The organism is Falsiruegeria litorea R37 (assembly GCF_900172225.1).
Taxonomy (GTDB): domain Bacteria; phylum Pseudomonadota; class Alphaproteobacteria; order Rhodobacterales; family Rhodobacteraceae; genus Falsiruegeria; species Falsiruegeria litorea.
Map to the genome: position 1 here is coordinate 580,499 of NZ_FWFO01000001.1, position 25,057 is coordinate 605,555.

Sequence of the window (25,057 nt, forward strand, 5' to 3'; positions counted from 1 at the left end):
CCGGTCTAGATAGGGTGGCGTCAGCGTTGACAGGTCGCAAATGGCTGCGCAGGCTGGTTGGGATAAGGAATCACCAAAGGCCTGCCGTTTGCGCTTTACCAAACTCCGATTGACCGGCTTTAAAAGCTTTGTCGACCCGACCGATCTGGTGATCGCCGACGGGCTGACCGGAGTCGTCGGGCCAAACGGCTGCGGCAAGTCCAATCTGCTGGAAGCTTTGCGTTGGGTGATGGGGGAAAACCGTCCCAAGGCCATGCGCGGCGGCGGGATGGAAGATGTGATCTTTGCAGGCGCCGCGACTCGGCCCGCGCGCAACTTTGCCGAAGTGTCGCTGTTGATGGACAACTCCGAACGCTTGGCGCCTTCGGGGTTCAATGACAGCGACCAGCTGGAGATCATTCGCCGGATCACCCGTGACGTAGGGAGTGCCTATAAGACGAACGGCAAGGACGTGCGGGCGCGCGACGTTCAGATGCTGTTTGCTGATGCCTCTACCGGGGCGCATTCGCCGGCGCTGGTGAGGCAGGGGCAGATCTCGGAGCTGATCAACGCCAAACCCAAGGCGCGGCGGCGTATCCTGGAAGAGGCGGCGGGGATCTCTGGCCTGTATCAACGGCGGCATGAGGCCGAGTTGAAGCTGAAGGGCGCCGAGACCAACCTGACCCGTGTGGATGACGTGTTGGAGCAATTGGCGGCGCAGCTAGGCCAATTGGCGCGGCAGGCCCGGCAGGCGGCGCGGTATCGCGAGATTGGATCATTGCTGCGGCAGGCCGAGGGGATGCTGCTCTATCGCCGCTGGAAAGAGGCGGATGAGGCGCGGCTGAGCGCCGAAGAAGTGCTGCGTGGGCGCACGACCGAAGCCGCGCAGGCCGAGGCAATGGCGCGGGCCGCAGCCAAGGCGCGCGGAGTTGCCGAGGAGGCCCTGCCACCCCTGCGCGAGGAAGAGGCGATTGCCGCAGCCGTGCTGCAGCGGATGCAGGTGCAGCGTGATGCGCTGAGCGACCAAGAGGTCCGTGCCCGCCAGACGATTGAGACGCTGACAGCGCGGATCAACCAACTGGGCCAGGATATCGAACGCGAGACGGGTTTGAACCGCGACGCCGGCGACACCATCGAACGGTTGGAGTGGGAGGCGCGCGAGCTTGCCAAAGCCAGCGAAGGCCAGGCCGACAAGCTGGCCGAGGCCGCCGAAGTGTCGCGCGAGGCGGCAAGCGTACTGCAAGAGCGCGAGGATCACCTGTCTCAGATGACCGAGGATGTCGCCCGTCTGGCCGCGCGCCATCAGTCGGCTCAGCGTCTCGTGGATGACAGCCGGAAAACACTGGAGCGGTCCGAAGGCGAAGAGGCCCGGGCCCGCGATGCCGTGAGCGAGGCCGAGATGGCTTTGGAGCAGGCGGTGGATGCCTATGGCGAGGCTCTGGACGCCGAGGAAGAGGCAACCGAGGCAGCGGAGGCGGCCGAGGAAGCTCTGGCAGCCGCGGACGAGCTGCGCACCGAGACGCAAGCGCGCGAGTCCGAGGCCCGCGCGCAGCGGTCCGAGGCCGAGGGCGAGGTTGGCGCGATCCGGGCCGAGACCACGGCGCTGGCCAAGCTGGTGGCGCGGGACACGGCCGAAGGCGGGCAGGTGATGGACCTGCTGCGCGTGGCACCGGGATATGAAAAGGCCCTTGGTGCGGCGCTGTCGGATGACTTGCGCGCGCCCTTGGTCGAGGATGAGGGTCCGTCTGGCTGGGTGCAGGTGCCTGGATATGACGGGGATCAAGCGTTGCCCGAGGGCGCAGAACCGCTCGCGCTGCATGTGTCGGGGCCGGACCGCCTGAGCCGTCGAATTGCACAGATCGGGATTGTGCGCGGTGATGAAGGCGTGCGGTTGCAAGCGGCGTTGAAACCGGGGCAGCGGCTGGTCTCGCGCGAGGGGGATCTGTGGCGGTGGGACGGGTTCCGCGCCTGGGCCGAGGATGCGCCAAGCGCCGCGGCGATGCGGTTGGAACAGCTGAACCGGCTCGAGGCGCTCAAACAGGAATTGGAGCGCGTGACGGCACGGGCCGAGGGCGCAAAGGCTGCACATGAGTCGCTGTCGCAGCAATTGGCGGATGTGACCGAGGCAGACCGCCGCGCACGCGAGGCGCGCCGCGCTGCCGATCAGCGCGTGGCCGAAGCCGCGCGGGCACTGTCGAAATCCGAAGCTGATCGCAACCTGGCGCAGGGGCGGCTTGAGACTTTGGGATTGGCCGTGGACCGGCACAAAGAGGATGCCATGTCTGCGCGGGTGCAGATGCGAGAGGCCGAAAAGGCTTTGTCCGAGCTGGGGGATCTGGATACAGCGCGTCAGCAGGTCGAGGACATCAAACAGACGGTCGAGGCAGCCCGGATTACCATGCTGACGCATCGGTCTGCGCATGATGAGCTGCGGCGCGAGGGGGATGCGCGCACCAAACGTTCGCAAGAGGTGACCAAGGACATCAGCGGTTGGCGGCACCGTTTGGATACGGCGGAAAAGCGGATCGCGGAATTGGTCGAGCGTAAGGCAACATCCGAGGAAGATCTGGCCGAGGCGATGTCGGTCCCGAGCGAGATTGCCGAAGCGCGAGAAGAGCTGGCAGAACAATCCGAGGTCGCCGAGGAACGCCGCAAGCTGGCCGCCGACGCCTTGGCCGTGGGTGAGGCGACCCATCGCGAGGCAATGTTGGCCGAACGCGAGGCCGAGCGGCTGGCGTCCGAGGCGCGCGAGGCGCGGGCTGCGGCAGAAGCTCGGGCCGAGGCAGCGCGCGAAACCGTTGTGGCGGCAGCCGAGCGGATTGCCGAGGATCAGCAGCTGACGCCGAACCAGCTTCTCAATGAGTTGGACGTGGATCCCGACAAGATGCCCAATGCCGAAACACTTGAGGCCGAGGTCAACCGCCACAAGCGGCAGCGCGACGCCATGGGCGCGGTGAACTTGCGCGCTGAAGAGGACGCACGCGAGGTGCAGGAAGAGCACGACACTTTGCTGGCCGAAAAGTCGGATCTGGAAGAAGCGATCAAGACCCTGCGCAACGGCATTGCCAGCCTGAACCGCGAGGGGCGTGAGCGCCTGCTGACCGCCTTTGAGCAGGTGAATTCGAACTTTGCGATGCTGTTCAAACACCTCTTTGGTGGCGGCGAGGCCAATTTGGTGATGGTCGAAAGCGAGGACCCGCTGGATGCAGGGCTGGAAATCATGTGCCAGCCGCCGGGCAAGAAGTTGTCGACATTGTCGCTGTTGTCTGGCGGCGAGCAGACACTGACGGCGATGGCGTTGATCTTTGCGGTGTTCCTGGCGAACCCGGCGCCGATCTGCGTGCTCGATGAGGTCGACGCTCCGTTGGACGATGCCAATGTCACGCGGTTCTGTGATCTGCTGGACGAGATGTGCCGCCAGACCGATACACGGTTCTTGATCATCACCCACCACGCGGTGACGATGGCACGGATGGACCGCCTGTTCGGGGTGACCATGCAGGAGCAGGGTGTGAGCCAGTTGGTGTCTGTCGATTTGAAGAAAGCGGAATCTCTGGTCGCTTGATCACGCTTTGGTAGAAAAAGCGGCAACTGTCTGTTACGCTGGCGACATGCGTATCGTTTATGCCTTTGTTATCATGGTTTTGGCGTTTCCCGCTCTTGCGGATGAATTGGCGTTATGGCGCATCGGGGCCTCTCGTTTCGGAACGGATTTTGCAACCGAAAGCGGCACAGTGTCCGGTTTGCAACAGATGCAGTATGAGCCGGAAGAGGGCGGCTTGAGCGGCGGTGAACTTGCTGATCGGTTCGGGGATGGCGTGTCCGTGAGCGGGAATGTCAAGCTGCATTGGAAAGGGCATATCTGCGTCAACCTGCCCAGCCAGCCGGGGGAATGTGACATTCAGATCGACAAGGATGAGGTCAAGCTGGTGCGGCGGCAGAACAAAGGCCGCTTGCCCCTGATTTTCGAGTTCGGCATCCGCCCCTGAGCCGTTCACCCGAACGTGATTCCAAAGGTGGAGCATGGCGCGGCAAGATCGGACCATGCGATATCTATTGATCTTTCTTCTTCTCTCTGGCGCTGCATCGGCAGCTGAATGGCGTTTGCGCCAGGGGGATGTGCCTTTGACACGAACCGAAGTGAGCGCGCTCGAAGGGCGGGTTTTGACATTCTACGACGATGGGCAATCACGGTATTCAGCCGGTGGAGCGTACTCCTATACCTATTCCGCCGAAAATGGCGGGGGCACGGCTTTTGGCACGTTTGAGGTGGTCGAAGATGGCAGCATCTGCACCGCCTTTCGCAACGGGTTCAACCGCTGTGATCTGTTTGTTCACAGCAAGGGGCGGTTGGTTCTGATCACCGAAAAAGGCGAGCGGTATCCGGTGCGCCCGGAAGCCGGGAAGTAGTCTCGGCGCTTCAGCAGACTCGTAGGGCTCCCGCGTCCGAGCAAACCTGACTGCGTCAGCTCTGCTGGCGGACTTGGGCCGGGCGCCTCGCCTTCGGCCCGGCCCAACGGGAGGGAGCCTCCCCGGAGTCAGAGACTGCCGGTCATTTTCAGAGCTTCGCTAGCAACGCAGGGGTCGGCCAGGCGTCAGCAGGCAGGCCAAGGCGGGCCTGCTCGGCCTGGACGGCGGCACGGGTGCCCGCGCCCAGGATACCGTCGACTTTGCCCACGTCGTGGCCGCGTGCTTGCAATTTGCGTTGCAGTTGCTTCATTTGTGCGCCGTCCAGCCCCTGATCGGGATTGCCTGCTTCATAGATCTGCGCGCCTTCCAACCGGGTGGCGAAATAGGCCGCTGTAAGCACGTAGACAAAGCTTTGGTTCCACTCGAAATAGACGTCAAAGTTCGGATAGGCCAAGAAGGCTGGGCCTTTGTGCCCCTGCGGCAGGATCAGCGAGGCGGGAAGGTCCGCAAGCGACCCTGAGCGCGCCTGAATACCCATTGCCCGCCATTCGGAGAGGGCGCGTGGTTTCTTAGGTCCGCTCAGCGACCAGTCCATACTGGCGGGCACTGTGACTTCTTGCAGCCAGGGCTGGCCAGCTGCCCAACCCAGATGAGACAGCATTTTACCACCCGAGGTCAGCGCGTCAGGGGCGGATGTCTTCAACGAAACGACGCCATCGCCGTCCGCATCTACACCGTTCTCCAGAATGTCACGGGGCAGCATCTGCACCATTCCGATTTCACCGGCCCAGGCGCCTGTGGTGCGGGCGGGATCGAAATTTCCCTTGGCGTAGAGTTCCAGCGCGGCAAAGATCTGGGGCCGGAACAGCTCGGGCCTGCGGCAGTCATGAGCGAGCGTGACGAGGGCGTTACGGGTGTTGAAATCCCCTTGGAAAGAGCCGTAATCGGTCTCGAACGCCCAGAACGCCAGCAGCACCCCGCGAGAGATGCCGTATTGCGCTTCGATGCGGTCGAATACGGCATCGTACTTCTTACCCATTGCACGGCCCCGGTCGATCCGGTTTTGCGAGATCAGGCGGCGGGAAAATTCGATGAAGGGTTTCTGAAACACGCCCTGTGCCCGGTCTGCGCGTAGTACCTTTTGGTCCTGGCTTACGCCCTGAAAGAAGCGGTCGGTGGTTGCTGCGTCAAATCCCTGTGCCTGTGCTTCGGACTTGAGGCCGGAAATGAAGCTGGAAAAAGAGCCGCCGCATTGCGCAAAGGTTGCGCCGGGCAGCAGGATCAGGGCGGCCAGAAGGTGGGAAAGTTTCATGAAATCAGTGTGTCCAATGGTTGTTTGGATCACACTATCAGCATCACCACGAGGCAGGCAATCACCAGACCCAGGCACAGCGCCCAGACCTGCCAGAGCATGTTCACGGCGCGCTCGACCTCGCGCGCGCCGATGTCTTCACGCGCGCCTTCGTTGACCCAGGCGAGGTGGCGGATCTGGCCGTGATAGCTGCGTGGGCCAGCCAGCGCCACATTCAAGGCACGGGCCATGGCGGCCTCGGGCCAACCGGCGTTGGGCGAAATGTGGCGTTGCGCGTCCTCGATGATCTCTGCTGTTTTGGACCATTGGTTGGACAGGACGACGATCAGCAGACCGGTCAGACGGGCGGGAATCAGGTTGAGCAGATCATCAAAGCGGGCCGAAGCCCAACCGTAGTGCAGGAACCGATCGTTGCGGTAGCCTACCATGCTGTCGGCGGTGTTGATCACCTTGTACATCAACAACCCCGGCAGGCCCGCGATCAGGAACCAGAAAGCGGGTGCCACTACCCCATCGCTGAGGTTTTCAGATGCGCTTTCGATGGCAGAGCGCGCCACCTGCGGGCCGGTCATGTCCTGGGTATCTCGGCTGACGATACGGGCGACCATGTGGCGGGCGTCGCTGACCGACAGGCGCAGGGCATCAGCGACGTCCTGAACGTGACCAACCAGCGAGCGATGCGCCAACAGGATCGCACAACACAGGATTTCGACCACCGGACCAAGGGCCGAAAGCAACAGTCCCAGCCCCCAAGCCCCAAGCGTCAGGACAACAACAGCCGCCGCACCTTTGATGCGGCGATTGTCGCCCTTGTTCAGACGCTGTTCAAGCCAGCCGACGCAGTCCCCCATCAGCACAGCAGGGTGACGTAGCCGCGACCAGAGCCAATCGGGCTCTCCCAAGGCGGCATCCAGCAACATGGCCGAGGCAAGGACAAAAGGCGTCATAGGGCGTTCTCCAACTGGTCCCAGCGGTCAGCAGGCGGAAGGCCCAGGCGCAGGAAAGTGTCGGAATAGGGGAAGATGCGACTCCAGATGTGCTTTTCTGCCAGCCGGTCTTGCCAGGCCTTGGCGTTGTCCACGTGGTAGAGGCGAAAGAGCGAGGTGCCGCCAGCAACCTTTGCACCCTTGGCTGTTACCAGGGCGTCCAACCGGTCTGCTTCGCACGCAAGGGCCACGCGAGTCTCTTCAGCCCAAGCCCAATCCTGCAGGGCTTGGGTCCCGACGCGCAGCGCGGGCCCCGACACCGCCCAGGGTCCGGTCATGTCGTTGAGCCGCGAGATGATTTCGGGCCGGGCGATGGCGAAACCAAGACGTAGACCGGCCAGCCCCCAGAACTTGCCAAAGCTTTTCAGGATGATGGTGTTTTCTGCCTCGGCCAGATGGATCAAGCTCGACTCGGGCGTGACGTCGCAAAAACTCTCGTCGATGACCGTCAGTTTGTGGCCCTTGGCATCTTCCTGGGACCAGAGCCGCCCGTCCGGGTTGTTTGGGTGCACCAGAACGCGGGCCTCGGCGGGGGCTTGATCAGAAACCTGCCAGCCCTGAGCGGCAAATGCGGCAGCGTGTTCGTTGTAGGTGGGTGGCGTGATCTCGATCCGGGCAGCGGGTGACAGCATGGGGAGTCGGGCAATCAGGGCTGAGGCGCCAGGGGCCGGCAAGATGGCGGCCCCATCGGGCACCTGCCAAAACGAGCGGGCGGCCTGGACCAGCCGTTCAAATGCATCATGATCGGGCAGGGCGGCCCAGTCCTGCGCGGTCAGACCTTCGACCGGATAGGGCGCAGGATTGATACCTGTCGACAGGTCGATCCAGTCCTGAGGCTTGCCGCCGAACTGCGCGCGCGCCGCAGCCAGACCACCGCCGTGGTCGCGTTTGGCGCGAGGGTTGATGTCGATAGGGTCAGCCATGCCACGGGTCCGATTTTGCGGTATGATGGGTCAGATTCGGTTCAAGCGGAATTTTGCCGGATACACAAGCGCGGAGCATATTCCTGCACTCGCATCGCATTGTGTTAAGAGTTTGTTAAGGGAAAAGAAAGATCACGGTTGGAAAGGGGAGAGGCACAAAATCTGCATAAAGAACGTGCCTGATGTCTGCGATGAATGTTCTGATTGTTGAAGGCAACCCAGATCTGGGAGTGCTGTGGAAACGCCATCTTGAACGGCAAGGGGCCGAGGTCACGCTGGTGAACTCGCAAGAACAGGCGATTCTGGCATTATACGGAACAGATTTCGAAATCATCGTGCTGGATCTGGTGCTGGATGGCGGCAGTGCCTTGGCCGTTGCAGATTTTGCCAGTTACCGCCGCCCTGACGCGCGGGTCATCTTTGTGACCAACACCAGTTTTTTCTCGGATGGGTCAATCTTTGCCCACAGTCCGAACGCCTGCGCCTATGTGCAGAGCAGCACGCCGCCAGAGGATCTGGCGGCGATGGTCGAACACTACGCAGCGGTGCGCTGATCGCGGCCGTGCGGCTCGAGGTAGTCGATCACCGGGTTGATCGGCACGATGCGATGCGGGTTCACGCTGTTGTGGCTGTAGTGATAGTGACGCACGATGTGCTCCATGTTTATCGTTTCTGACACGCCCGGCCACTGGTAGAGTTCGCGGGTATAGGCCCAGAGGTTTGGATAATCGACGATCCGATTGCGGTTGCATTTGAAATGCAGGTGATAGACCGGATCAAACCGGATCAGCGTCGTGAACAGCCGCCAATCGGCTTCGGTGAGCGTGTCGCCCATCAGGTAGCGGTTAATAGACAGGCGCTCTTCGAGCCAGTCGAGCGTGTCGAACAGGGGATGCACGGCGGCGTCATAGGCTGCTTGGCTTGTGGCAAAGCCGGACTTGTAAACCCCGTTGTTGAGCGTGTCATAGATGCGGGCGTTGACCTCTTCGATGGCATCGCGCATGGGGGCGGGCCAATAGTCGTCGGAATTGCCGGTCAGCCCGTCAAAGGCCGAATTGAACATGCGTATGATTTCCGAGCTTTCGTTCGACACGATGGTTTCGCGGTCCTTATCCCACAGGATCGGCACCGTGACGCGACCTGAATAGGTGGGATCAGCCTTGGTATAGATCTGATGCGCGTGGGTCAGACCATAGAGGTCATCACCGGTTGCGCCGTGATCGTCAGCCTCAAAGCTCCAGCCCTGGTTCAGCATGTCCGGGTGCACGGCCGAGACCGAGATGTGATTGGCAAGGCCCTTGAGCTGCCGAAAGATCAGTGTGCGATGGGCCCACGGACAGGCATAGCTGACATACAGGTGGTAGCGTCCGGTTTCCGCGGAAAACCCTGCAGTCCCTGAAGGGCCTGACGCGCCATCGGCGGTGATCCAGTTGCGGAACTGCGCTGCGCTGCGTTTGAATGCGCCGTCGTGAGATTTGGTGTCATACCACTGGTCATGCCAAGTGCCGTCAATGAGCAGGCCCATGAGTGTTCTCCGAATTGATTGCTTACCTCCATGTTAGTGCTCGAGGTCGCAGACGCACATGGGTTTGAGCGCGCAACATCTCTGCATCGCTGCACAGTGGAGGGGGCTGAGGATTCGCGGCAACGCTGAAACTGGAATCACAAAGTCATAAAAACTTATCTTGATTTTGACACCATACCGGCGAGGCTGGGTGTTGTTCGTCTGGAGGGAACGGCATGAGCACTTATGTGTCGAAAGAGATCAGCGATGGCCTGAATGCGGCCCGGATTGCCAGCTTGAAAAAGGCCAGCCGTCTTCGGGTTGAGATGGGGCAGGAGTATTTCAAGGTCCTGCGTCTGTGGAAAGATGGGTTCGCGGTCGAGGCCGAGACCACGCCGCGGCTGCGCGGGCTGGTCGATTTGTATGACGGGGCCAATCACCTCTATCAGTGTTTGATTATCGCCTCCGAGGATGAGGCGGGCGAAATGCGCTATGAGTTCAAGCGCAACACGGTGGCTGCAGACAAGGCCCCGCTGGATTTCTACCGCGAGCCGGATGCGCCGATTGCCTTGCTGGGCAAGGACGGCTGACCTGTGATTTGGTTGGGCGGGGGGGGCTCCCGCGCCCGAGCAGACCTGACTGCGTCAGCCCCGCTAACGGCCTTGGGCCGGGCGCCTCGCCTACCGGCTCGGCGCGTCATCGCTTGTGGTCGATGTTTCGACCTTGAGCGAACCAGGTAGCACAGAGTGCCAACTGCCGAGCGAAGCGAGGCCCGGCCCAACGGGAGGAGGGCATCTTTGATGCCTGATCGACGGGCGGGAGGGTTACGATTTAGGGGCGGATTTCCACCGAGGTGCCGATGGGGGTGACGGACCAGAGCCGTGCCATCTGGGCGTTACCGATGGCGATGCAGCCTGCGGTCCAGTCGCCCGGCAGCGCAATGCCGACGATGCCGTTGGGTTGGCCGTGGATAAAGATGTCGCTGCCGGGGTCCACGCCGTCTGCCTTGGCCCGCGTGATGTCCTGTGGTCGCGGGTAGTTCAGACCAAGGGACAGATGAAACGCGCTGTTGGGGTTTCGACGGTCGATGATGAAATCACCCAGAGGCGTCTTGCCGTCGCCTTCCTGCACCTTGTCCCCTTCAGGCGCGAACCCGAGCGCCACCGGCACCTGCATGACCACCTGGCCGTCGACCATAGCGGTCAGACGCCGCTCCGACTTCTCAATCAGGATATGGTCGATCCGATCAACATCCAATGCCAGGGGCGGTGGTGGCGGACGCGGCGCAAAGCGGTCCCACAGCATGACACTGACGCCGGTCACCAAAACCAGCGCCAGAATGGTCCAGAGGACCCGCCGCAACATGGTTACTGCAGATCACCGAAGGCGCGGGCCAGGCGGTTGCAGGCCTCTTCGATGCGCGAGCGTTGCGTGCCCAGATTGAACCGCAGGAAGCTTTCGCCGCCCAAACCAAAAGTGGTGCCATGGTTGGCCGCGATCTGGGCGTCTTGCTCGACGCGGTTCGTGAACTCCTCGCGCGGCATGCCGGTGTCGGCGAAATCGATCCAGGCCAGATAGGTGGATTCGAGCTTCATCGAGGACAGCCCCGGGATATTGGCGATGGCCGCGTCAAAGATCTGCCGGTTCCGGTCCAGGTATGCCACCTGAGCTTCGACCCATTCGGCCCCTTCGGGCGAATAGGCCGCCGCTGTTGCGAATTGTCCGACCGAGTTTGGCGCAAGGCTGAGCGCTGCCATGCGGGCCGCAAAGCGCGCGCGCAGGTCGGGATCGGGGATGATCACTTGGCCTGTGTGCAGACCGGCGATGTTGAAGGTCTTGGACGGTGCCGTCAGCATCAGCAGCCGGTCGGTGATCGACGGGTCGGCGTTTTGCATGGCGATGTGTTTGTGCCCGGCATAAACCAGATCGTGGTGCACTTCGTCCGACAGCAGTATCAGGTCGTGGCGTTTTGCGAAATCGGCGACGCCTTGCAGCTCCTCTTGCGTCCAGACCCGGCCACCAGGATTATGGGGCGAGCACAAGATCACCATCTTTTCCGCCCCGGTCATCATTTCGTCATAGGCCGCAAAATCCATCTCATAACGGCCGTTTTTGTTGACCAGAGGGCATTCGACAACCGTTCGGCCCGCCGCACGGATGACCTTGGCGAAGGCGTGGTACACGGGAGTGAAAAGGACGATCCCGTCACCCGGTTGGGTAAACGTGTCCAGGCACATGCCCACGCCATTCACCAGGCCGGTCGTGGTAAAGATCGCCTCGCGCTCGATCTGCCAATTGTGGCGGGTCTGCATCCACCACTGGATGGCTTCGCGATAGGGGCCGTCGATGGTGCTGTACCCAAGCGTGCCTTGATCAGCCAGCGCGTGAATTTGGGTCAGTACCGCGTCTGGAGCGCGAAACTCGGTATCGGCGACCCACATCGACAGACCGGTTTCCGGAGATACACCATAAAGATCTTCCATCATGTCCCACTTGGTGCTGTGGGTTCCACGGCGGTCGATCAGGTCGTCGAAATTCATCACGCTCTCCTTCGCTAGTCGCGCGGCAGGCTAGCTGGAAATGCGGTGGGCGCAAGGGGGGCGTTGCGGATGGGCCGTCTATGCCCTAAATCACCGGCATGAAACGTAGCATTCTGATCCATCCCGACCCACGCCTGAAAAAGCTGTGTGATCCTGTGGCCGATCTTTCGGACGATTTGCGCAAGCTGGCCGATGACATGCTTGAGACGATGTATGACGCGCCGGGCATTGGTTTGGCCGCGCCGCAGATCGGTGTGCTGAACCGGTTGATTGTTTTGGACTGCACCAAAGAAGAGGGCGAGACTCCACGTCCGTTGATGATGTTCAACCCCGAAGTGGTGTCCTCCTCGGACGACCTAAACGTTTATGAAGAGGGATGCTTGTCGATCCCGGATCAATACGCCGAAGTCACCCGCCCGCGCGAGGTCGAGGTCGCGTGGATGGACCAGAACGGCAATGCCCGCCAAGAGGTGTTCGATGGTCTTTGGGCCACTTGCGTACAGCATGAGATCGACCATTTGGATGGCAAGCTCTTTATCGATTACCTCAAGCCGCTGAAGCGTCAGATGATCACGCGCAAGATGCAAAAGCTCAAGCGTGAGCGGGCGCGCGCCTGAATGGCGGTGCGGCCGATCCTGACCTGGCCTGACGACCGGCTTGCGACGCAATGTGCGCCGGTGACAGGTCCAGAGGACGCGCTGATCGCGGATATGTTCGATACGATGTATGCGGCACAGGGGCGCGGTTTGGCCGCGCCGCAGATTGGTGTGCTCAAGCGCGTCTTTGTCATGGATTGCGGTTGGAAAGAGGGGGAGCCGACCCCCTTGGCGATGATCAACCCCTTCATCATGGCGGCCGAGCGCGCCGAAGAGATCGGTCCCGAGGGCTGTCTGTCGATCCCCGGCATCATGGTCTCGGTCTCGCGCCCCCGTGCTGTCACTGTGCAATGGACCGCGCCCGAGGGCGACATCCACATGGCCGATTTCGACGGGTTCGAGGCGCGCTGCATCCAGCACGAGTTTGATCATCTCAACGGCATGGTCACCTTTGACCGTCTTGATGAGATCGCCCGCCGTACAGCCGAGGCGCACTACAAGGAAATGAACACATGACCGTCCGAAAATGTTTGCCGTGGCCCGACAAGCGCCTGCGCACCAAGGCCGCACCAGTCAGCGAGATCACCGACGAGATCCGTGAAATCTGGACCGACATGATCGACACGATGGAGGCGATGCCCGGTGTGGGCCTTGCGGGCAATCAGATCGGCGTGATGCTGCGGTTGGCCGTCGTCGATGGGTCGACCGAACGGGGCCGTGCAGTGCGCTTGGCCAATCCCGAGATCCTGCATTCGTCAATCGAACTGCGCGAGCATGACGAGGCGAGCCCGAACCTGCCGGGCATGTCGGCCAAGATCAAACGCCCGCGTGCGGTCACGGTGCGGTTCCTGAATGAGGACGGCGCGGTGGACCGGCGCGACTTTGTCGGGATCGAGGCGACAAGCGTGCAGCACCAGATCGACCATCTGAACGGCAAGATGTATTTCGACCGCCTCAGCAAGGTCAAACGCGACATGCTGTTGCGCAAGGCAAAGAAACTGAACGGCTGAGGCAAATCATGCGCATCATCTTCATGGGAACGCCTGAGTTTTCGGTGCCGGTGCTGGATGCTCTGGTGGGGGCAGGGCATGAGATTGCGGCTGTTTATTGCCAGCCGCCGCGCCCTGCAGGCCGTGGCAAGAAAGAGCGCCCCACGCCAGTGCATGCCCGGGCGGTGGAGCTGGGGCTGGAAGTGCGCCATCCCGTTTCTTTGAAAGGGGCTGAGCAACAGACCGAGTTCGCTGCGCTGAACGCGGAAGTGGCCGTGGTTGTGGCTTATGGTATGATCCTGCCGCAGGCGGTGCTGGACGCGCCCGCAAAGGGATGCCTGAACATTCACGCCAGCCTTTTGCCACGCTGGCGCGGGGCCGCGCCCATCCATCGCGCGATCATGGCAGGCGATGCGGAAACCGGTGTCTGCATCATGCAGATGGAGGCCGGGTTGGACACGGGTCCTGTGCTCTTGCGGGTGGCTACGCCGATTGAGACCGAAGAGACCACGGCCCAGCTGCATGACCGCCTGTCGGGCATGGGTGCACGGGCTATCGTAGATGCTTTGGCACAGCTGCCCGATTTGACGCCCAAAGTGCAGCCAGACGAGGGCGTGACCTATGCGCAGAAGATCGACAAGGCCGAGGCGCGGGTTGATTGGACCAAACCAGCGTTAGAGGTGGATCGGCAGATCCGGGGCCTGTCGCCATTTCCCGGTGCCTGGACCGAGATTGACGGGCAGCGGGTGAAACTGCTGGCGTCGCGGCTTGCCGATGGCACGGGTGCTGCGGGTAAGGTGTTGAACGACGCGCTGACGGTGGCCTGTGGCGATGGCGCCGTGTCCCTCTTGCGCTTGCAACGGGCGGGCAAGGGTGCGCAGGATAGGGATGTATTCCTGCGCGGTATGCCGGTGGCCAAGGGCGCGCAGCTCTGAAGAGGATGACGCGATGTTCATGACGCTGATGGGGACCGTGGTGATCGCCGGAATCATTGGCTATGCCTCGGAACGCACGGGCTGGACCCACAATGGCATCCTGCAATCCATGATCATCTGCATCGGTGGCGCGTTTCTGTTCTATTTCATTCGCATCATGTTCGGGATCGGCTTTGCTTCTCCGGGCATGAACGCCATTGTGTCGAGCATTGGTGCACTGATCATCGTGCCGTTCCATTGGAGGCGCTGACATGACGGTTGTTGCGCTTATCGTGATAGGGGCCGCGGCCGGATTTCTGGCCACGCGGCTGATGCGGATCGAGGCCGACATTCCCACCACCATGTTCATCGGCATCATCGGCGCGCTTGTGGGTGGTTTTGTCCTGCGCTTTCTGTCCAGCGTGATGGGGGTTCTGTCGGGCTTTGTCGGCGCGGTGCTTGGTGCGCTGTTGGTGATCTGGATCTGGAAGACCTATATTCGCAAACCCTGACAGAGGCTTGACGCTTGATGTCTTTGGTCGCCAACTGCTGGAAAAGCTATTCCAGGAGAGGGTTTCATGATCACGCATGCGCAGGTCGAGGATTTGGGGCCAGACGATCTGGCCCTTATGGGGGTGCCGCTGGATCTGCACAGCTCGTTCCTGCAGGGCCCCGCCTTTGCCCCCACCCGAATCCGCGAGGCGTTGCATTCAGGGGCGGCCAACCTGACGGCCGAGGATGGCACAGATCTGGGGATGACGGACCGTGTCAAAGACACCGGTGATGTGGATGTGTTTGAACAGCGGGGACCCGAGCCGATTGCCGCAATCGAGGCAGGCGCGGGCTCGCGGTTGGACACCGGCGCGCGGCTCTTGTCTTTGGGCGGCGATCACTCGGTGTCTTTCCCGCTGATCAAGGCCCATGCGGATCGCCATGACGGGCTGAACGTGTTGCACATCGACGCCCACCCGGACCTTTATGATCAACAGGACATCGGCCCCTTGGGGCATGGCTGTCCCTTCGCGCGGGTGATGGAAACGGGGCAGGTCAAACGGCTGATGCAGGTGGGCATCCGCACGATGAACGCGCATCAGCGCGAGCAGGCTGAGCGCTTCGGGGTCGAGGTTGTGGATATGCACGGCTGGCGGGCGGATCTTACGCCAGAGTTTGACGGGCCGGTGTATCTGTCGCTGGATCTGGACGGGCTTGATCCGGCTTTTGCGCCAGGGGTGTCGCATCATGAACCGGGTGGGCTCAGCACTCGCGAGGTGATCGACCTGATCGCGCGGTTCAAAGGACAATTGGTGGGTGCCGATATTGTCGAGTTGAACCCGCACCGCGATCCCTATGGCATCACGGCGATGGTGGCTGCGAAATTCGTCAAAGAGATCGGAGCACGGTTCCTGCGCTAACGTTGCCACCTGCGCGGCCTGTCGGCCTTGCGTCCTGCGGACGGCAGGGGGCCAGGCTCACGCGGGCAAAGCCCGCGTGAGCCTGGCTCAACGGGAGGAGATGTTTCGCCAGAAACATTGACGACGGGCGGGAGTGCCCCCTTAACCGTGATCGCGCGGTGGGCGGCTTTTGTAGACGGGCAAACGCCAGCCAAAGATCAGCGAACCGGCTCGCAGGCCCCAGCATGTCAAGGCTGCCAATCCCAAGGTTGTGAGTTGCGGTAAACCTTGCGTATCCGAGATCAGCGCCACCAGGGCACCTGTTAGGGCGCAGGTCACATAAAGCTCGCCCTGCTTCAGAACCAGAGGGATTTCGTTACAAACCACATCGCGCATCAGCCCACCCAGGCACCCTGTCGTCATGCCCATAAGCACCACGATGACCGGCGGTTGTTGCATCGTCAGCGCAACGCCAGTGCCGGCGGCCACTGCTATGGCCAGGGCAAAACTGTCAAGCCAGATCAGCCAGTTGTACCGGCTCTCGACCAGATGTGCGGTAAAGAACACCAGCAGGGCCGCAGCCGAAGCGATGAGGACATAGCTGGGTTCCCCAATCCAAAACACAGGGTTCCGATCCAGCAATAGGTCACGGACCGTGCCGCCACCCACCGCCGTCAGACAAGCCACAAACGCAAACCCCACCAGATCCAATTGCGCCCGGCTGGCGACCAGCGCTCCGGTCAGGGCAAAGACCAGGACGGAGGCATAATCGAGCAGCGCAAGCGCGCTCACGCTTTGGCTTTCTTGGGTTTGAATGGGGCCATACCCGCGCGTGCCAACTCGTCAGCCCGTTCGTTTTCGGGGTGGCCCGCGTGGCCTTTGACCCATTCCCATGTCACGTCATGGCGTTGTTGCGCCTCATCAATGCGTTGCCACAGGTCGACGTTCTTTACCGGCTTTTTCGACGCTGTCTTCCAGCCGTTCTTCTTCCAGCCAAAGATCCACCCTGTGACGCCATTTTTGACATAAGCGCTGTCGGTGACGACGGTGATCTTCGTGGGCCGTTCCAGCGCCTCGAGCGCGTTGATCGCAGCCAGCAATTCCATGCGGTTGTTGGTGGTTTCAGCCTCGCCACCCTTCAGTTCGCGTTCTTTCACAACTGTCTCGCCGTCCATCGCGCGCAGCAATGCGCCCCAACCCCCGGGGCCGGGATTGCCCGAACAAGCTCCATCGGTATAGGCAAAAAGCTCAGGCATGGGTGGTCATCGTAACAAAAGTTTCGACGCCGCCAGCCAGCCCCTCACCGTTGCCGCGTTTCGAGCGGGTCACGGTGAAGCCTGCGGTCTTTAGATGCTCGCGCAATTCATCCTCGCTGAAATAGGAATAGAAACGGCCCAGGCTGTCGCGACCCTGGTCGCTGCCCAGTTTCATGCCGATGTGAAACGCACCACCCGGTTTCAGGGCGCGGTGGATGCGGGCCAGATGGGTGGGGAAATCTTCTCGTGGGGCGTGCAGCAGGCTGAAGTTGGCCCAGATGCCATCGTAGATTCCAACGGCTGCCATCTGGTCAAAACTTTCCACCCGCGCATCGACGCCAAAATCGGACTTGGCCAGCGCCACCATTGCGGGCGAGGCGTCTGTAGCGTCGACCTGCAGCCCTTCGGCCTTGAACCGGGCGGCCCAATGGCCGGGGCCGCAACCCAGGTCCAGCACATACCCGCCTTCTGGGATCAATTCCAGAAAGCCGCGCAGGTCTGATTTCTGGTCGGCGTCCTTGGCGCGGGCATAGCCGTCCGCGTATTGCTGCGCAGCTTCGGCATAGACGTCGAGTGTCTGCTTGTCGCTCATGCGGGCACCCGTAGAACGCGCGGGACTTTGAACTCGACATTTTCGACAGCTGTTTCAACTGTTTCGACAGTCACATCAAAACGGGCGCGGAAGGCATCGATCACCTCGTTGACCAGCAGCTCGGGTGCAGACGCGCCGGCAGTGATGCCGACAGAGGCAACGCCTTCCAGCGCGCGCCAGTCGATGTTTTCGGCGCGCATGACCAGTTGGGCATAATTGCAACCTGCCTTCGATCCCACCTCGACCAACCGGCGCGAATTGGAGGAGTTCGGTGCGCCCACCACCAGCATTGCGTCCACTTTGGGCGCGATGGCTTTGACGGCCTCTTGCCGATTGGTGGTGGCGTAGCAGATGTCTTCTTTGTGGGGGCCGACGATCTTTGGGAACCGGGCCTGTAGTGCTGCGACGATGTCTTTGGTGTCATCGACGCTCAGCGTGGTTTGCGTGACATAGGCGATGCTCTCGGGATTGCGGACCGGAACTGTGGCGACGTCATCAACGGTTTCAACCAGCAAAACCTCACCCTCGGGCAGTTGACCCATCGTACCGATGGTTTCTGGGTGGCCCTTGTGACCGATCATGATCATCTGGAGCCCTGCGTCCGAGTGGCGCTGCGCCTCGACATGCACCTTGCTGACCAGGGGGCAGGTGGCATCGACATAGACCATGTTGCGGCGGGTGGCCTCGGCCGGGACGGATTTCGCGACGCCATGGGCGGAAAAGATCACCGGTCGATCGTCAGGGCAATCGTCCAGCTCTTCGACAAAGACCGCGCCTTTGTCACGCAGTCCGTCGACCACAAATTTGTTGTGCACGATTTCGTGGCGGACATAGACCGGCGCGCCCCATTTCTCGAGTGCCATTTCCACGATCTTGATGGCGCGATCAACACCGGCACAAAACCCGCGGGGGGCGGCCAGGTACAAAGTGAGGGGCTGTTTGGTCATGTTGGCGTCTCCTTGCGGGGGACAGGTAAGGCTTTGCCGACGTCAGGTCCAGTGCGGGATGTTGTCACGAATCTGACACGGGCGCCTTGTATCAAGAAGGCATTAAGTGACCTGGGCATAGATCAGCGACCTTACTGGGCTTATTTCGGTCAAGTGGGGGAGTGATGTATAGATTTGAAAAGACCCCGATCCGCATGGATCGGGGTCTTTATTCTGATGGCGCTTGGGGGCACCGTCCGGCTTGCCCAAGCAGCATAGGCGGTCGCTGTTATTGTCCGGCAGCCGCAGCAACGCTGCGCGGTTCCATCGGCATCTCGCGCGGCGGGCGTCCGATGACATCGCGCAGTTCTTCGAGCTCGATAAAATTGTCGGCCTGGCGGCGCAGCTCGTCCGATATCATCGGTGGCTGGCTGCGGATGGTCGAAACAACCGAGACGCGCACACCCTGACGCTGCAGGCTGGCCACCAGCGGGCGGAAGTCGCCGTCGCCGGAGAAGAGCACGATGTGGTCGACACGGGGCGCAAGCTCCATGGCGTCGACCGTCAGTTCGATGTCCATGTTTCCCTTGACCTTACGGCGGCCCATGCTGTCGGTGTATTCTTTCGCGGGTTTCGTCACCATGGTGAAGCCGTTGTAGTGCAGCCAATCGACCAGGGGTCGGATCGGCGAGTATTCGTCATTTTCCAGGAGCGCTGTGTAGTAAAAAGCACGAAGCATCTTTCCGCGGCGCATGAACTCTTGGCGCAGCAGTTTGTAGTCGATATCGAAGCCCAGTGCTTTGGCGGCGGCGTAAAGATTCGAACCGTCGATGAACAGCGCTAGCCGTTCGTCCTTGTAAAACATAAATATGTCCTTCCGGTATAATCCATTCGCCCTGTTGTCCGTGAGTGAGTGCTTAAATCGGCGAAATGGTGCCATTAACTTAGGAGAATTCGCGTGTATCGCAAGTATGATATCTTTATGAACAGGGGTCAATGTTGACACAATATCGGTCAAATGCGGTTATCGCGTTGGGCGGAAACCTACCTTTTCAAGGGGCTGATCCCAAATTGACCTTGCGGAAGGCCATTGAACGTGGGTCGGAAATGGGGTTGGTGATTCGCGGAATCAGCCAATTTTACCGAACCCCTTGCTTCCCAGCGGGCGCGGGCCCCGACTATGTCAATGCCGCGATTCGGGTCGAGACCGAATTGCCCCCCGCAGGTCTTCTGCAGGTGTTGCATGACATTGAACACGAGTTCGGACGGGCCCGCGAACAGCGGTGGGGCATGCGAACTCTGGATCTGGATGTGCTGCTGTTCGAGGATTTGATTTTACCTGATCGGAAAACATTCGATCAATGGCATAGCCTGCCCCTCGACGAACAGGTGCGCGCGACGCCGGAACAGCTGATCTTACCGCATCCGCGGCTGCAGGACAGGGCCTTTGCTTTGGTTCCGGCATGCGATGTGGCACCCGATTGGCGCCATCCGGTGAGCGGCAAGACCATCCGAGAGTTGACTGCGGATTTGCCTGCAGATGCGCTGGCCGAGGTGGTGGCGCTTTGAACTGCTGCGAAGATGTCGTTTCCTGCTTGTCAAGCAGGGGATTCGCGCTTACATACACCCCTTCTGGACAAGGTTTCACTTTGGAGATTGCCCAATGGCCCGCGTGACGGTTGAAGACTGCGTAGACAAAGTACCGAACCGGTTTGAACTGGTTATGCTTGCCGCCCATCGTGCGCGCGAGATTTCTGCAGGTGCAGCCATCACCGTTGATCGCGACAACGACAAGAATCCTGTCGTGTCGCTGCGCGAAATCGCGGACGAGACCCAAAGCGCCGCAGATCTGCGCGAGCGTCTGATCGAGAGCAACCAGACCCAGATTGAGGTCGACGAGCCCGAAGAAGATCAGATGGCACTGCTGATGGGCGCCGATTCCGACAAGCCGGCCGAGGACGACATGTCCGAAGAAAAACTGCTGCGCGCGCTGATGGAAGCTCAAGGGCAGGGCTGAACCGCCCTGATGGGAATGCGGACCGGACATGATTGCAGCTGAAGATCTGATTGCGCTGGTCCGCAACTACAATCCAAAAACAAATGCTGAACGCCTCGCTGATGCCTATGACTTTGGCGAGGAAATGCACGAAGGGCAGTTCCGCCATTCCGGCGAGCCCTATTTTACACATCCTGTCGCTGTTGCTGCCATACTGACCGAGCAACGGCTTGACGATGCGACCATTATCACAGCCCTGCTGCACGACACGATCGAGGATACCAAAGCGTCCTATGGCGAAGTGGCCAAGCGCTATGGCGACGAAGTGGCGATGTTGGTGGATGGGGTCACCAAGCTGACCAATCTGCAGCTGTCGAGCCGCGAAACCAAGCAAGCAGAAAACTTTCGCAAGCTGTTCATGGCCATGTCCAAGGACTTGCGGGTTATCTTGGTCAAACTGGCTGACCGTCTGCACAACATGCGCACGATCAAGGCGATGCGCCCGGAAAAGCAGGTGGTCAAGGCGCGAGAAACCATGGACATCTATGCGCCGCTTGCCGGCCGCATGGGCATGCAATGGATGCGCGAAGAGCTTGAAGATCTGGCGTTCCGCGTCCTGAACCCCGAAGGTCGCCAATCGATCATCCGCCGCTTCATCACCTTGCAGCGCGAAACCGGCGATGTGATCCACCGCATCACCGGCGATATGCGGTATGAGTTGGAAAAGGCAGGGATCGAGGCCGAGGTGTTTGGTCGCGCCAAGAAACCCTATTCGATCTGGCGCAAGATGCAGGAGAAAGAGCAGGGGTTCTCGCGCCTTTCCGACATCTACGGGTTTCGTATCATCACGCAGTCCGAAGAGGACTGTTACCGAACCCTTGGTGCAATCCATCAGCGATGGCGCGCTGTTCCGGGACGGTTCAAGGATTACATCAGCCAGCCCAAGTCGAACGGCTATCGGTCGATCCACACCACGGTCTCGGGGCGCGATGGCAAACGGGTCGAGGTGCAGATCCGGACCCGCCAGATGCACGACGTGGCCGAAACGGGCGTTGCAGCGCACTGGTCGTACCGGGACGGCGTACGCACCCAGAACCCCTTTGCCGTGGATCCGGCCAAGTGGATCGCGAACCTGACAGAGCAGTTTGACAGCGAAGAGGATCACGAGGATTTCCTCGAAGCCGTCAAGCTTGAGATGTATTCGGACCAGGTGTTCTGCTTTTCGCCCAAGGGTGACGTGGTCAAGCTGCCGCGCGGGGCAACGCCGCTGGACTATGCCTATGCCATCCACACACGGATCGGGCACGCCTGCGTTGGGGCGAAGGTGGACGGTATTCGTGTTCCACTGTGGACGCGGCTGAAGAACGGGCAATCGGTCGAGATCATCACCGCCGAAGGTCAGACACCGCAGGTGACATGGTTGGACATCGCGGTGACCGGCAAAGCCCGCACCGCCATTCGCCGCGCGTTGCGCGAGGTGGATCGCGAGCGGTTCATCAAGCTGGGGCAAGAGCTGGCGCGCTCGGCCTTCGAACATGTACAGCGCAAATCGACAGACAAGGCGCTGGATACCGCGGCCAAGAATCTGCGCCTGAAAAATCGCGATGAGTTGCTGGCGCGTTTGGGTAGCGCTGAGCTGACTGCGCATGACGTGGTTCAGGCAGTCTATCCGGAATTGGCACCGGATGAGGGTGACGCGATCCCATTGCGCCGGGCGGTGATTGGTCTGGAACCGGGCCAGAGCTTTGAGCGCGCGCCATGTTGTCAGCCGCTGCCGGGCGAGCGCATTCTGGGCATCACCTATCGTGGCAAGGGCGTTGTGGTGCACTCCATCGATTGCGACCGGCTGAGCGAGTTCGAGGATCAGACCGAACGCTGGGTCGACTTGCATTGGCATGCAGGGACCCACCCCGCCGTTTATGGCACGACGCTTGATTTGACGATTGGCAACGACGCGGGTGTCCTGGGACGCATTTGCACATTGATTGGCGAGAAAAAGGCCAATATCTCGAACTTGGAAATCGTGGACAGGAAACCGGACTTTTACCGATTGATGGTCAACGCAGAGCTGCGGGATATTGAACAACTTCATTCTTTGATGTTGATGCTTGAAGCTGAAAGTGACGTGGCCGCTGTTGAACGGTATCGCGAGAAGAACCCGGGGAAATCCGGGGCTAGCTAAAGCCGTTTTGGCACGGAAAGGAACACGCGGGTGGTATTCAAACGCCGAGACCGACGCACGCCAGTGCAGATCGCCTCGGAATTGGTGTATCCACGCGGTGGTTGGACCCGGGCCTTTCATTACGTGAAGCACCGCGTCCGCCGCTTGCCAGATTCACCAGAGCGAATTGCGCGCGGGATCTGGGCCGGTGTGTTCACCAGCTTTACGCCGCTCTTTGGTTTGCATTTTCTTGTGGCAGCTTTTGTGGCTTATGTGGTGCGGGGCAACATTCTGGCCTCTTTGATGAGCACGTTTTTTGGCAACCCGCTGACCTTTATCATCATCGCCGCCGTATCTTTGCGAACCGGGCATTTCATGCTGGGGACCGAGTTTGAAAAGCATGACGCTTCGCTGGGGCTCAAGTTCAAACAGGCTGGGGCGGATTTGTGGCACAATCTCAAGTCGATTTTCACCTCAGATGTCGCCGACTGGCATGGCTTGTCAGTTTTCTATCATGAGGTGTTTCTGCCTTATCTGGTTGGGGGCATTCTGCCTGGGATCATCACGGCCACGATCATGTATATGCTCAGTCTGCCCTTGATCCGGGCCTATCAGCTGCGTCGCCGGAAAAAGATCAAAGCCAAGTTTGATGCCATCCGTAAAAAAGCCGAAGTCGAGGCTGACCCGCTGGCCAAAGCGGACTAGGTTCGCCGGGAACTGAACAAGAGGAATCGAACGATGTCGGGCAACAAACTGCGCCTTGGTGTGAACATCGACCACGTCGCCACAGTGCGCAATGCACGGGGTGGGGCCTATCCTGACCCGCTGCGTGCGGCCAAGCTGGCCGAAGAGGCCGGCGCTGATGGTATCACTGCGCATCTGCGCGAAGATCGTCGCCATATCTCGGACGCTGACATTGACGGGCTGATGGAGGTTCTGTCAGTGCCTTTGAATTTCGAGATGGCCGCGACCGAAGAGATGCAAAAGATCGCGCTGCGCCACAAACCGCATGCGGTTTGCATCGTGCCCGAAAAGCGCGAGGAACGTACCACCGAGGGCGGGCTGGAAGTCGCGCGCGAGGAAAACCGACTGGCCCATTACATCGCACCGCTGCGCGAGGCGGGCTGCCGGGTGTCGATCTTCATCGCCGCAGACCGCGCCCAGATCGAAGCGGCGCACCGGATCGGGGCCGAAGTTATCGAGCTGCACACCGGCGCCTATTGCGATGCCCACGCGGAGGGGCGTTTTGAAGAACGTGACCGTGAGCTGGAAAGCCTGCGCGAGATGTCGGCCTTTGCGGCGTCCTTGGGGTTGGAGGTTCATGCAGGCCACGGGCTGACCTATGACACGGTAAAGCCGATTGCTGCGTTTCCCGAGGTCATGGAACTCAACATCGGGCATTTCCTGATTGGTGAGTCCATCTTTCGGGGGCTGCCCCCGGCCATTGAAGAAATGCGCCGCCTGATGGATGAGGCGCGCGCATGATCACGCCCGGCTTCATCGCGATCTGGATTGCCTGGTTGCTGGCGGGCGGTTCACCCGGTCCCGCCACCATGGGCATTGCCGGGACCGCGATGACCGAAGGCCGCCGGGCTGGTTTGGCTTTTGCGCTTGGCATCTGCGCGGGATCGGCGGCGTGGGGCATTGCGGCAGCACTTGGGTTGTCGGCGATCATGCTGGCCAATGTCTGGGTGTTCGAGGTGATCCGCTATGTCGGTGTTGCCTACCTGGGTTGGTTGGCAATCAAGGCGTTACTGCGGGCGTTGCGGTCAGATGAGGTTGCACTTGGCAATCCGGTGAAAGGCTCGCTTGGCACGATCTTTGCCAAAGGCGCGGCGATCCACCTGACCAACCCCAAAGCGATCCTGAGCTGGGGATCAATCTATGCCATCGTGGCCCCCAATGACGCGAGCCTTGCCATGCTTCTGGGGTACTTCGGAATGCTATATGCGGGATCGCTGCTGATCTTCATTGGCTATGCATTTCTGTTCTCGTCCGCGCGCATGGTCAACGGCTATCGCCGCGCACGGCGCTGGTTTGATCTGGCCTTTGCCGGGTTCTTCGGGGTGGCGAGCTACAAAATCCTGACGGTCCGGTTGTCATGATCCTGGGCATCGGCACAGATCTGGCAAACATCGAGCGTATCCAGGGCACACTGGATCGGTTCGGCGATCGGTTTCGCAACCGTGTGTTCACAGATATCGAACAGCGCAAGGCTGAACGGCGCCATGACACCGCCGGAACCTATGCCAAACGCTGGGCCGCGAAAGAGGCCTGCTCCAAGGCGCTTGGCACTGGCTTGCGTATGGGGATCGCGTGGAAAGACATGGCGGTTACCAATCTGCGCACCGGGCAGCCGGTGATGCATGTGACCGGTTGGGCCGCTGAGCGTTTGAAAGAGATGACGCCCGAAGGGCACGAGGCCATCATTCACGTGACTTTGACCGATGATCACCCTTGGGCTCAGGCCTTTGTGGTGATCGAGGCGCGCCCCGTGGGCGATGCCGGGGCGGATGCCTTGACTTACCCTGACCCCGCCCGCATGTAGCCTCAAACACTTTATTGGATCGATTGGATCGGAG

At 60.7% G+C, this 25,057-nt stretch carries 30 protein-coding genes; 19 read left to right on the plus strand and 11 right to left on the minus strand.

Annotated features, from left to right (window positions below; genetic code table 11):
- Positions 1-88 precede the first annotated feature (88 nt).
- From TRL7639_RS02955 to TRL7639_RS02965, 3 genes are read left to right on the plus strand one after another with little or no spacing between them, the layout of a single operon-like run.
- Positions 89-3,544 (plus strand): chromosome segregation SMC family protein, encoded by a 3,456-nt coding sequence (locus TRL7639_RS02955; RefSeq protein WP_085796229.1) that lies wholly within the window; start codon positions 89-91, stop codon positions 3,542-3,544.
- A 46-nt stretch (positions 3,545-3,590) separates the two neighbouring features.
- On the plus strand, positions 3,591-3,968 hold the full coding sequence (locus tag TRL7639_RS02960) for a hypothetical protein (RefSeq protein WP_133057600.1): 378 nt from the start codon (positions 3,591-3,593) through the stop codon (positions 3,966-3,968).
- 55 nt (positions 3,969-4,023) lie between these two features.
- Positions 4,024-4,389 carry a hypothetical protein gene (locus tag TRL7639_RS02965; RefSeq protein WP_085796230.1) on the plus strand — a complete coding sequence of 122 codons (366 nt, stop codon included), beginning with the start codon at positions 4,024-4,026 and terminating at the stop codon, positions 4,387-4,389.
- A gap of 148 nt (positions 4,390-4,537) precedes the next feature.
- Here TRL7639_RS02965 and TRL7639_RS02970 read toward each other — a convergent pair whose 3' ends face one another.
- The 3 genes from TRL7639_RS02970 to cobD are packed head-to-tail and all read right to left on the minus strand — an operon-like array spanning position 4,538 to position 7,610.
- A complete protein-coding gene (locus TRL7639_RS02970; protein WP_085794298.1) occupies positions 4,538-5,701 on the minus strand; it encodes a lytic murein transglycosylase in 1,164 nt (387 codons plus the stop codon).
- A gap of 29 nt (positions 5,702-5,730) precedes the next feature.
- Entirely contained in the window at positions 5,731-6,648 is a 918-nt protein-coding gene (gene cbiB, locus TRL7639_RS02975; RefSeq protein WP_085794299.1) for an adenosylcobinamide-phosphate synthase CbiB, read from the minus strand.
- Positions 6,645-7,610: a threonine-phosphate decarboxylase CobD gene (gene cobD, locus TRL7639_RS02980; RefSeq protein ID WP_085794300.1), complete on the minus strand. Its 966-nt coding sequence runs from the start codon at positions 7,608-7,610 to the stop codon at positions 6,645-6,647. Before cobD ends, cbiB begins: the two co-directional genes overlap by 4 nt.
- A 191-nt stretch (positions 7,611-7,801) precedes the next feature.
- On the opposite strand from cobD, the gene TRL7639_RS02985 reads away from it, so the two are divergent.
- Complete coding sequence (locus tag TRL7639_RS02985; protein ID WP_085796231.1) at positions 7,802-8,164, plus strand: response regulator transcription factor; 363 nt, start codon at positions 7,802-7,804, stop codon at positions 8,162-8,164.
- Here TRL7639_RS02985 and TRL7639_RS02990 read toward each other — a convergent pair.
- Positions 8,146-9,135, minus strand: coding sequence for a glutathione S-transferase family protein (locus TRL7639_RS02990; protein WP_085794301.1), 990 nt, complete (start codon positions 9,133-9,135; stop codon positions 8,146-8,148). The two genes, TRL7639_RS02985 and TRL7639_RS02990, sit on opposite strands and share 19 nt — an antisense overlap.
- A 215-nt stretch (positions 9,136-9,350) precedes the next feature.
- On the opposite strand from TRL7639_RS02990, the gene TRL7639_RS02995 reads away from it, so the two are divergent.
- Positions 9,351-9,704, plus strand: coding sequence for a hypothetical protein (locus TRL7639_RS02995; RefSeq protein WP_085794302.1), 354 nt, complete (start codon positions 9,351-9,353; stop codon positions 9,702-9,704).
- Between the two features lie 241 nt (positions 9,705-9,945).
- On the opposite strand, the gene TRL7639_RS03000 is transcribed toward TRL7639_RS02995, so the two are convergent.
- Together TRL7639_RS03000 and TRL7639_RS03005 are read right to left on the minus strand one after the other, a co-directional pair.
- Positions 9,946-10,479, minus strand: coding sequence for a L,D-transpeptidase family protein (locus TRL7639_RS03000; RefSeq protein WP_165759736.1), 534 nt, complete (start codon positions 10,477-10,479; stop codon positions 9,946-9,948).
- A 2-nt stretch (positions 10,480-10,481) separates the two neighbouring features.
- On the minus strand, positions 10,482-11,654 hold the full coding sequence (locus TRL7639_RS03005) for a MalY/PatB family protein (protein WP_085794303.1): 1,173 nt from the start codon (positions 11,652-11,654) through the stop codon (positions 10,482-10,484).
- Positions 11,655-11,752: 98 nt separating this feature from the next.
- On the opposite strand from TRL7639_RS03005, the gene def (TRL7639_RS03010) reads away from it, so the two are divergent.
- From def (TRL7639_RS03010) to speB, 7 genes are all read left to right on the plus strand, one after another.
- On the plus strand, positions 11,753-12,271 hold the full coding sequence (gene def / locus TRL7639_RS03010; protein WP_085794304.1) for a peptide deformylase: 519 nt from the start codon (positions 11,753-11,755) through the stop codon (positions 12,269-12,271).
- The gene (def, locus tag TRL7639_RS03015) at positions 12,272-12,766 is read left to right on the plus strand and encodes a peptide deformylase (protein WP_085794305.1); all 495 of its coding nucleotides are present in this window, start codon (positions 12,272-12,274) and stop codon (positions 12,764-12,766) included.
- Positions 12,763-13,260 (plus strand): peptide deformylase, encoded by a 498-nt coding sequence (def, locus tag TRL7639_RS03020; RefSeq protein ID WP_085794306.1) that lies wholly within the window; start codon positions 12,763-12,765, stop codon positions 13,258-13,260. The genes def (TRL7639_RS03015) and def (TRL7639_RS03020) overlap by 4 nt, the downstream gene beginning before the upstream one ends.
- Before the next feature lie 8 nt (positions 13,261-13,268).
- On the plus strand, positions 13,269-14,174 hold the full coding sequence (gene fmt, locus TRL7639_RS03025) for a methionyl-tRNA formyltransferase (RefSeq protein WP_085794307.1): 906 nt from the start codon (positions 13,269-13,271) through the stop codon (positions 14,172-14,174).
- A 13-nt stretch (positions 14,175-14,187) separates the two neighbouring features.
- Positions 14,188-14,424, plus strand: coding sequence for a hypothetical protein (locus tag TRL7639_RS03030; protein WP_085794308.1), 237 nt, complete (start codon positions 14,188-14,190; stop codon positions 14,422-14,424).
- 1 nt (position 14,425) lies between these two features.
- Entirely contained in the window at positions 14,426-14,665 is a 240-nt protein-coding gene (locus TRL7639_RS03035; protein ID WP_085794309.1) for a GlsB/YeaQ/YmgE family stress response membrane protein, read from the plus strand.
- A 66-nt stretch (positions 14,666-14,731) separates the two neighbouring features.
- Positions 14,732-15,565: an agmatinase gene (gene speB, locus TRL7639_RS03040; RefSeq protein ID WP_085794310.1), complete on the plus strand. Its 834-nt coding sequence runs from the start codon at positions 14,732-14,734 to the stop codon at positions 15,563-15,565.
- Positions 15,566-15,706: 141 nt separating this feature from the next.
- On the opposite strand, the gene TRL7639_RS03045 is transcribed toward speB, so the two are convergent.
- The 5 genes from TRL7639_RS03045 to TRL7639_RS03065 all read right to left on the minus strand — a co-directional run bounded on the left by TRL7639_RS03045 (position 15,707) and on the right by TRL7639_RS03065 (position 19,183).
- Positions 15,707-16,336 (minus strand): trimeric intracellular cation channel family protein, encoded by a 630-nt coding sequence (locus TRL7639_RS03045; RefSeq protein ID WP_085794311.1) that lies wholly within the window; start codon positions 16,334-16,336, stop codon positions 15,707-15,709.
- Positions 16,333-16,800, minus strand: a complete 468-nt coding sequence (rnhA, locus tag TRL7639_RS03050) for a ribonuclease HI (protein WP_085794312.1) — start codon at positions 16,798-16,800, stop codon at positions 16,333-16,335. The genes TRL7639_RS03045 and rnhA overlap by 4 nt, the downstream gene beginning before the upstream one ends.
- Positions 16,793-17,392, minus strand: coding sequence for a class I SAM-dependent methyltransferase (locus tag TRL7639_RS03055; RefSeq protein WP_085794313.1), 600 nt, complete (start codon positions 17,390-17,392; stop codon positions 16,793-16,795). The genes rnhA and TRL7639_RS03055 overlap by 8 nt, the downstream gene beginning before the upstream one ends.
- Positions 17,389-18,339 (minus strand): 4-hydroxy-3-methylbut-2-enyl diphosphate reductase, encoded by a 951-nt coding sequence (gene ispH / locus TRL7639_RS03060; protein ID WP_085794314.1) that lies wholly within the window; start codon positions 18,337-18,339, stop codon positions 17,389-17,391. The genes TRL7639_RS03055 and ispH overlap by 4 nt, the downstream gene beginning before the upstream one ends.
- 268 nt (positions 18,340-18,607) lie before the next feature.
- Complete coding sequence (locus tag TRL7639_RS03065) at positions 18,608-19,183, minus strand: LabA-like NYN domain-containing protein (RefSeq protein ID WP_085794315.1); 576 nt, start codon at positions 19,181-19,183, stop codon at positions 18,608-18,610.
- Positions 19,184-19,314: 131 nt separating this feature from the next.
- Here TRL7639_RS03065 and folK point away from each other — a divergent pair, with 131 nt between their 5' ends.
- The 7 genes from folK to acpS all read left to right on the plus strand — a co-directional run bounded on the left by folK (position 19,315) and on the right by acpS (position 25,023).
- On the plus strand, positions 19,315-19,887 hold the full coding sequence (gene folK / locus TRL7639_RS03070; RefSeq protein ID WP_207559630.1) for a 2-amino-4-hydroxy-6-hydroxymethyldihydropteridine diphosphokinase: 573 nt from the start codon (positions 19,315-19,317) through the stop codon (positions 19,885-19,887).
- Positions 19,888-19,981: 94 nt separating this feature from the next.
- Positions 19,982-20,335 carry a DNA-directed RNA polymerase subunit omega gene (rpoZ, locus tag TRL7639_RS03075; RefSeq protein WP_085794316.1) on the plus strand — a complete coding sequence of 118 codons (354 nt, stop codon included), beginning with the start codon at positions 19,982-19,984 and terminating at the stop codon, positions 20,333-20,335.
- Between the two features lie 28 nt (positions 20,336-20,363).
- Positions 20,364-22,496 carry a RelA/SpoT family protein gene (locus TRL7639_RS03080; RefSeq protein WP_085794317.1) on the plus strand — a complete coding sequence of 711 codons (2,133 nt, stop codon included), beginning with the start codon at positions 20,364-20,366 and terminating at the stop codon, positions 22,494-22,496.
- 30 nt (positions 22,497-22,526) lie between these two features.
- Positions 22,527-23,180: a DUF2062 domain-containing protein gene (locus TRL7639_RS03085; RefSeq protein ID WP_085794318.1), complete on the plus strand. Its 654-nt coding sequence runs from the start codon at positions 22,527-22,529 to the stop codon at positions 23,178-23,180.
- A gap of 33 nt (positions 23,181-23,213) precedes the next feature.
- Positions 23,214-23,960, plus strand: coding sequence for a pyridoxine 5'-phosphate synthase (locus tag TRL7639_RS03090; protein WP_085794319.1), 747 nt, complete (start codon positions 23,214-23,216; stop codon positions 23,958-23,960).
- Entirely contained in the window at positions 23,957-24,580 is a 624-nt protein-coding gene (locus TRL7639_RS03095; protein ID WP_085794320.1) for a LysE family translocator, read from the plus strand. The genes TRL7639_RS03090 and TRL7639_RS03095 overlap by 4 nt, the downstream gene beginning before the upstream one ends.
- Positions 24,577-25,023, plus strand: coding sequence for a holo-ACP synthase (gene acpS, locus TRL7639_RS03100; RefSeq protein WP_085794321.1), 447 nt, complete (start codon positions 24,577-24,579; stop codon positions 25,021-25,023). Before TRL7639_RS03095 ends, acpS begins: the two co-directional genes overlap by 4 nt.
- The last annotated feature ends 34 nt before the right edge of the window (positions 25,024-25,057 follow it).

Excerpts from the sequence above, each read along its gene's own strand:
- TRL7639_RS02960 (WP_133057600.1), top strand. The coding sequence starts at position 3,591 with ATGCGTATCGTTTATGCCTTTGTTATCATGGTTTTGGCGTTTCCCGCT.
- TRL7639_RS02965 (WP_085796230.1), top strand. The coding sequence starts at position 4,024 with ATGCGATATCTATTGATCTTTCTTCTTCTCTCTGGCGCTGCATCGGCA.
- TRL7639_RS02970 (WP_085794298.1), bottom strand. The coding sequence starts at position 5,701 with ATGAAACTTTCCCACCTTCTGGCCGCCCTGATCCTGCTGCCCGGCGCA.
- cbiB (WP_085794299.1), bottom strand. The coding sequence starts at position 6,648 with ATGACGCCTTTTGTCCTTGCCTCGGCCATGTTGCTGGATGCCGCCTTG.
- cobD (WP_085794300.1), bottom strand. The coding sequence starts at position 7,610 with ATGGCTGACCCTATCGACATCAACCCTCGCGCCAAACGCGACCACGGC.
- TRL7639_RS02985 (WP_085796231.1), top strand. The coding sequence starts at position 7,802 with ATGAATGTTCTGATTGTTGAAGGCAACCCAGATCTGGGAGTGCTGTGG.
- TRL7639_RS02990 (WP_085794301.1), bottom strand. The coding sequence starts at position 9,135 with ATGGGCCTGCTCATTGACGGCACTTGGCATGACCAGTGGTATGACACC.
- TRL7639_RS02995 (WP_085794302.1), top strand. The coding sequence starts at position 9,351 with ATGAGCACTTATGTGTCGAAAGAGATCAGCGATGGCCTGAATGCGGCC.
- TRL7639_RS03000 (WP_165759736.1), bottom strand. The coding sequence starts at position 10,479 with ATGTTGCGGCGGGTCCTCTGGACCATTCTGGCGCTGGTTTTGGTGACC.
- TRL7639_RS03005 (WP_085794303.1), bottom strand. The coding sequence starts at position 11,654 with ATGAATTTCGACGACCTGATCGACCGCCGTGGAACCCACAGCACCAAG.
- def (WP_085794304.1), top strand. The coding sequence starts at position 11,753 with ATGAAACGTAGCATTCTGATCCATCCCGACCCACGCCTGAAAAAGCTG.
- def (WP_085794305.1), top strand. The coding sequence starts at position 12,272 with ATGGCGGTGCGGCCGATCCTGACCTGGCCTGACGACCGGCTTGCGACG.
- def (WP_085794306.1), top strand. The coding sequence starts at position 12,763 with ATGACCGTCCGAAAATGTTTGCCGTGGCCCGACAAGCGCCTGCGCACC.
- fmt (WP_085794307.1), top strand. The coding sequence starts at position 13,269 with ATGCGCATCATCTTCATGGGAACGCCTGAGTTTTCGGTGCCGGTGCTG.
- TRL7639_RS03030 (WP_085794308.1), top strand. The coding sequence starts at position 14,188 with ATGTTCATGACGCTGATGGGGACCGTGGTGATCGCCGGAATCATTGGC.
- TRL7639_RS03035 (WP_085794309.1), top strand. The coding sequence starts at position 14,426 with ATGACGGTTGTTGCGCTTATCGTGATAGGGGCCGCGGCCGGATTTCTG.
- speB (WP_085794310.1), top strand. The coding sequence starts at position 14,732 with ATGATCACGCATGCGCAGGTCGAGGATTTGGGGCCAGACGATCTGGCC.
- rnhA (WP_085794312.1), bottom strand. The coding sequence starts at position 16,800 with ATGCCTGAGCTTTTTGCCTATACCGATGGAGCTTGTTCGGGCAATCCC.
- TRL7639_RS03055 (WP_085794313.1), bottom strand. The coding sequence starts at position 17,392 with ATGAGCGACAAGCAGACACTCGACGTCTATGCCGAAGCTGCGCAGCAA.
- ispH (WP_085794314.1), bottom strand. The coding sequence starts at position 18,339 with ATGACCAAACAGCCCCTCACTTTGTACCTGGCCGCCCCCCGCGGGTTT.
- TRL7639_RS03065 (WP_085794315.1), bottom strand. The coding sequence starts at position 19,183 with ATGTTTTACAAGGACGAACGGCTAGCGCTGTTCATCGACGGTTCGAAT.
- folK (WP_207559630.1), top strand. The coding sequence starts at position 19,315 with ATGTTGACACAATATCGGTCAAATGCGGTTATCGCGTTGGGCGGAAAC.
- rpoZ (WP_085794316.1), top strand. The coding sequence starts at position 19,982 with ATGGCCCGCGTGACGGTTGAAGACTGCGTAGACAAAGTACCGAACCGG.
- TRL7639_RS03080 (WP_085794317.1), top strand. The coding sequence starts at position 20,364 with ATGATTGCAGCTGAAGATCTGATTGCGCTGGTCCGCAACTACAATCCA.
- TRL7639_RS03090 (WP_085794319.1), top strand. The coding sequence starts at position 23,214 with ATGTCGGGCAACAAACTGCGCCTTGGTGTGAACATCGACCACGTCGCC.
- TRL7639_RS03095 (WP_085794320.1), top strand. The coding sequence starts at position 23,957 with ATGATCACGCCCGGCTTCATCGCGATCTGGATTGCCTGGTTGCTGGCG.
- acpS (WP_085794321.1), top strand. The coding sequence starts at position 24,577 with ATGATCCTGGGCATCGGCACAGATCTGGCAAACATCGAGCGTATCCAG.